Origin of the sequence: Streptomyces sp. NPDC059037 (assembly GCF_042740015.1) — a bacterium.
Taxonomy (GTDB): Bacteria; Actinomycetota; Actinomycetes; order Streptomycetales; family Streptomycetaceae; genus Streptomyces.
Map to the genome: position 1 here is coordinate 6,523 of NZ_JBHYIG010000102.1, position 3,949 is coordinate 10,471.

Annotated in this window: 3 protein-coding genes and 1 pseudogene; 1 reads left to right on the forward strand and 3 read right to left on the reverse strand. The window is 71.2% G+C overall.

Annotated features, from left to right (window positions below; all coding sequences use genetic code 11):
- Positions 1 to 150 precede the first annotated feature (150 nt).
- Positions 151 to 822: an HAD family hydrolase gene (locus ACFWY6_RS21645; protein WP_384692732.1), complete on the reverse strand. Its 672-nt coding sequence runs from the start codon at positions 820 to 822 to the stop codon at positions 151 to 153.
- Between the two features lie 251 nt (positions 823 to 1,073).
- Positions 1,074 to 1,577: a DUF6912 family protein gene (locus ACFWY6_RS21650; protein WP_266866316.1), complete on the reverse strand. Its 504-nt coding sequence runs from the start codon at positions 1,575 to 1,577 to the stop codon at positions 1,074 to 1,076.
- A 343-nt stretch (positions 1,578 to 1,920) separates the two neighbouring features.
- Here ACFWY6_RS21650 and ACFWY6_RS21655 point away from each other — a divergent pair, with 343 nt between their 5' ends.
- Positions 1,921 to 2,373, forward strand: coding sequence for an Rv3235 family protein (locus ACFWY6_RS21655; RefSeq protein WP_360766464.1), 453 nt, complete (start codon positions 1,921 to 1,923; stop codon positions 2,371 to 2,373).
- 95 nt (positions 2,374 to 2,468) lie between these two features.
- On the opposite strand, the pseudogene ACFWY6_RS21660 reads toward ACFWY6_RS21655, so the two are convergent.
- Positions 2,469 to 3,863, reverse strand: a pseudogene (locus ACFWY6_RS21660) (preprotein translocase subunit SecA); the annotation flags it as partial.
- Between the last annotated feature and the right edge of the window lie 86 nt (positions 3,864 to 3,949).

Consider the following 3,949-nt stretch of genomic DNA (forward strand, 5'->3'; position numbering starts at 1 on the left):
GGCGAGGGCAGCCGCTCCGCGGGGTGATCGGGTGGGCGGGCGGGAAAGGATCCGCCGCGAAGCGGCGGAACAGACGGGAACGGCGCCGCACCCGAAGCACCGGCCATGCCAACCGCAGGTTCAGCGCTCCGGATCCCGCAGCGAGGCGCCCTACGCGGCCAGCTCCTCCGCGACCTCCACGGCCTCGGCCAGGCTGTCGACCACCGGAACCCCGGCCTCCGCCAGACTGCCCCTGCTGTGCGAACCCCCGGTGTAGAGCACGGCCCGCGCCCCCACATGCGCCGCGGCCAACGCGTCATCGACGGCGTCACCGATCACCACGGTCCGCTCGACGGCAGCCACTCCCCCAAGAGCATCGAGATGCCGCACCATCCGCTCGGCCTTACCGGCGTGCGAGGCGTCCATCCGCCCGTCGATCCGCACGAAGTGCTCCTCGATGCCGTGCCGCCGCACGATCGGCACCAGGTGCTCGTGCGGCGCGAGCGACAGCAACGACTGCGTACGTCCCGCCGCCCGCCGCCCCGCGAGCAGCTCGGCGGCCCCGTCCGCGAGCCCGCACCCCTCGGCCCGCGCCCAGTAGTGCTTGTGGAAGACGGCGTCCATCACCTGCCACTCCGCTTCCGTGGGCAGCCGCCCCATCAGCCGCTCGTAGAACTTGGGCACGGGCACGCAGTACAGCTCGCGATACCGCTCAAGCGTGATCGACTCAAGGCCGATCTCCGCGAAGGAGGCGTTCGTCGCCTCGATCACGGCATGAATGTCATGCAGGAGCGTCCCGTTCCAGTCCCACACGATGTGCGCCCCGCGCTGCAGCTTCCCCATACAGAAACGGTACCCACCCGCGCACAGGAACCCCCACCCGCCCGCCCCCGGCGGCGGACGCGAGGGGACGTGTCGGTATGTCCGCACGGAGCACGGTACGAAGCACTCCCCAGCCGCAGCAGCAAAACGCCCGGACCGAGATGGCGAGTACGGACATACCGGCGCGGCCCCGCCCTCAAGACGCACCGCAGACGGTGCCCGAGCCGCAGCCCCACCCCCAAGCCGCCCAAGCCCCGCAGGGCAGGGCAGGGCTAGATCAGCCCAGGAATCTCCTGCGTCGCGAACCACAGCAGCTCATGATCCTCGACCCCGTCCACCACGAACCGCGCGTCATCGTCCCCCTGATCCGCAGCCCCAAGGACCCCCACAGCCGCGGCCACATCCCCCTCGGCGTCCCCCGCATCGACATGCACGGCGGCCACCTTCCCCAGCCGCAGGCCCCCCTCGACCCGCACCTCACCGAGCGCCCGCTGATCCAGCCCCCGGTCGGGGTCCATGACGGCCGCCCCGTCCGGCACATCCGCCGCCAGCACGACCCGCCGCCGCGCCGCCCCCGGATCCCCCGCGACCAGCCGCAGCGAAGCCAGCGCGGCCCGGTTCAGGGCGGCGTACTCCAGCTCCTCGATGTCGTCCGAGACGTACCACTCACGCAGCGCCGGCGTCACGGCGTAGGCGGTCAGCGGTCCGGGCCCCAGCTCGCCCGCCTTGTACGCCTCTGCGAGACGGGGCAGGGTCAGGGGAACGTAGACGCGCATGACGATCCGCTTTCGTAGTCGGAAGGACTCCCGCCGGAAGCCGCCCGGAGGACCCTCCAGAAGCTGCCCGGAGGGCCTACAGAATACGTCCGGGAGTCCCCCTTCGGAGTGCGCCCCACACCCTCCCCCCGCGTCACCCGAAGCGCCCGCGGGTCACCCGGCCCCACCCGGCAACCACAAGGCACCCCGCACCCCCGGCCACCCTGATAGGGGACATTCCCCCGGCCCCGCACCCGGCGGCCACGCCCCTTGCGACGGCGCCCCACGCCCCCGTAACAAGATCTCCGACACAAGTTACCCCCCGGTATCAGAACCGGGACGGCAGCGACGGAGGCGACGCGGCATGCACAAGGTGATGACCAGGCCCCGCTCACGACCGGCGGTCACCCGCCCGCCCGGCCGCAAGGACCCACGCCGCCCCACCGCGCAGACCCGCCCGCCCAGGACGGCCCCGCAGCCCCCACCGCACCCCACCGAGCTCTTCACCGAACGCCTGCTCCTGGTGCTCAGCGGCCAGAAGCCGGTGCACTGGGCGGCCCGCCACATCGCGAACACGGCCTTCGACGACCTGGCCAGGCTGGCCGAGCACACGCCCCTGAACGTGGACGGCCGCCGCCCCACCATCCACCGGATCGGCCACTACGAACCCTGCCCCGGCGTGTACGAGGTCTTCGCCCGCATCGGCGCGGGCCCCGCGCTCCGGGCCCTGGCGTTCCGCCTGCACCTGGGCGCGGACCAGAGGTGGCGCTGCACGGCGGTGGAAGTGGGCGCCCCCAAGGGCCGTACCGCCAGGTGAAGCACCGGCAGAAGCACCAGCAAGCACAGAGGGGCCGGGCGCCTTGCGGCACCCGGCCCCTAAAACCACAGCTACAGCCGGCGCAGCGCCACGCGCTACTTCTTGCGGCGCCGCCCGCCCTTCTGAGCCTTGCGCCGCTCGGCCCGCGTCAGGCCGTCCGACTCGGACCGCACGCCCGCGTCCTCGGTCTCGAAGTCACCCTCGTCGACCCCGCCCTCGGCGTTCGGCGCCTGGAAGTGCAGACGGTCGGGCCGCTGCGGAGCCTCGAGCCCCTTGGCGCGGATCTCGGGACGGCCACCGCCCGCGGGAACGGCGTCCTTCTTGTCCAGGGACGTCGCCTCGGCGGCGTCCGTCACGGGGACCTCCTCGACCTGCTGCTCGACCTGGACCTCCAGGTTGAACAGGTAGCCGACGGACTCCTCCTTGATGCCGTCCATCATGGCGTTGAACATGTCGAAGCCCTCGCGCTGGTACTCGACCAGCGGGTCCTTCTGCGCCATGGCACGCAGGCCGATGCCCTCCTGGAGATAGTCCATCTCGTAGAGGTGTTCACGCCACTTGCGGTCGAGCACCGAGAGGACGACCCGCCGCTCGAGCTCACGCATGATCTCGGAGCCGAGCTGCGCCTCACGCGCCTCGTACTGCTGGGTGATGTCTTCCTTGATGGACTCGGAGATGAACTCGGCGGTCAGACCCGCGCGGTCGCCCGCGTCCTCCTCCAGCTCCTCGACGGTGACCTTCACCGGGTAGAGCTGCTTGAAGGCGCCCCACAGCCGGTCCAGGTCCCACTCCTCGGCGAAGCCCTCGGCGGTCTCGGCCGCGATGTAGGCGTCGATCGTGTCGTCCATGAAGTGCGTGACCTGCTCCTGCAGGTCCTCGCCCTCCAGGACGCGACGGCGCTCGCCGTAGATGACCTCGCGCTGCCGGTTGAGGACCTCGTCGTACTTCAGGACGTTCTTACGCGTCTCGAAGTTCTGCTGCTCGACCTGCGACTGCGCCGACGCGATGGCCCGCGTGACCATCTTGTTCTCGATCGGCACGTCATCGGGAACATTCGCCATGGCCATCACGCGCTCGACCATCTGCGCCTTGAACAGCCGCATCAGGTCGTCACCGAGCGAGAGGTAGAACCGCGACTCACCCGGGTCGCCCTGACGTCCGGAACGACCGCGCAGCTGGTTGTCGATGCGCCGCGACTCGTGCCGCTCGGTGCCCAGGACGTAAAGACCACCCAGGTCCTTGACCTCCTCGAACTCCGCCTTCACGGAACGCTCGGCCTTCTCCAGGGCGGCGGGCAGCGCCGCGGCCCACTCCTCGACGTGCTCGACGGGGTCGAGGCCGCGCTGGCGCAGCTCCGCCTCGGCGAGGTCGTCGGGGTTGCCGCCGAGCTTGATGTCGGTGCCTCGTCCGGCCATGTTCGTGGCGACGGTGACGGCGCCCCTGCGGCCGGCCTGGGCGACGATCGTCGCCTCACGGTCGTGCTGCTTGGCGTGGGGGGCGGCCGGGGGTTAACCGCCCCCGGCCACCCCCGGGGAGAGGTGGTGAGGAGAAGGCACCCGAATGAGTGGGCACCGCA

What these genes read in the sequence shown, in the direction of transcription:
- ACFWY6_RS21655 (WP_360766464.1), top strand. Translation starts at nt 1,921, where the DNA reads ATGCACAAGGTGATGACCAGGCCCCGCTCACGACCGGCGGTCACCCGC.
- ACFWY6_RS21650 (WP_266866316.1), bottom strand. Translation starts at nt 1,577, where the DNA reads ATGCGCGTCTACGTTCCCCTGACCCTGCCCCGTCTCGCAGAGGCGTAC.
- ACFWY6_RS21645 (WP_384692732.1), bottom strand. Translation starts at nt 822, where the DNA reads ATGGGGAAGCTGCAGCGCGGGGCGCACATCGTGTGGGACTGGAACGGG.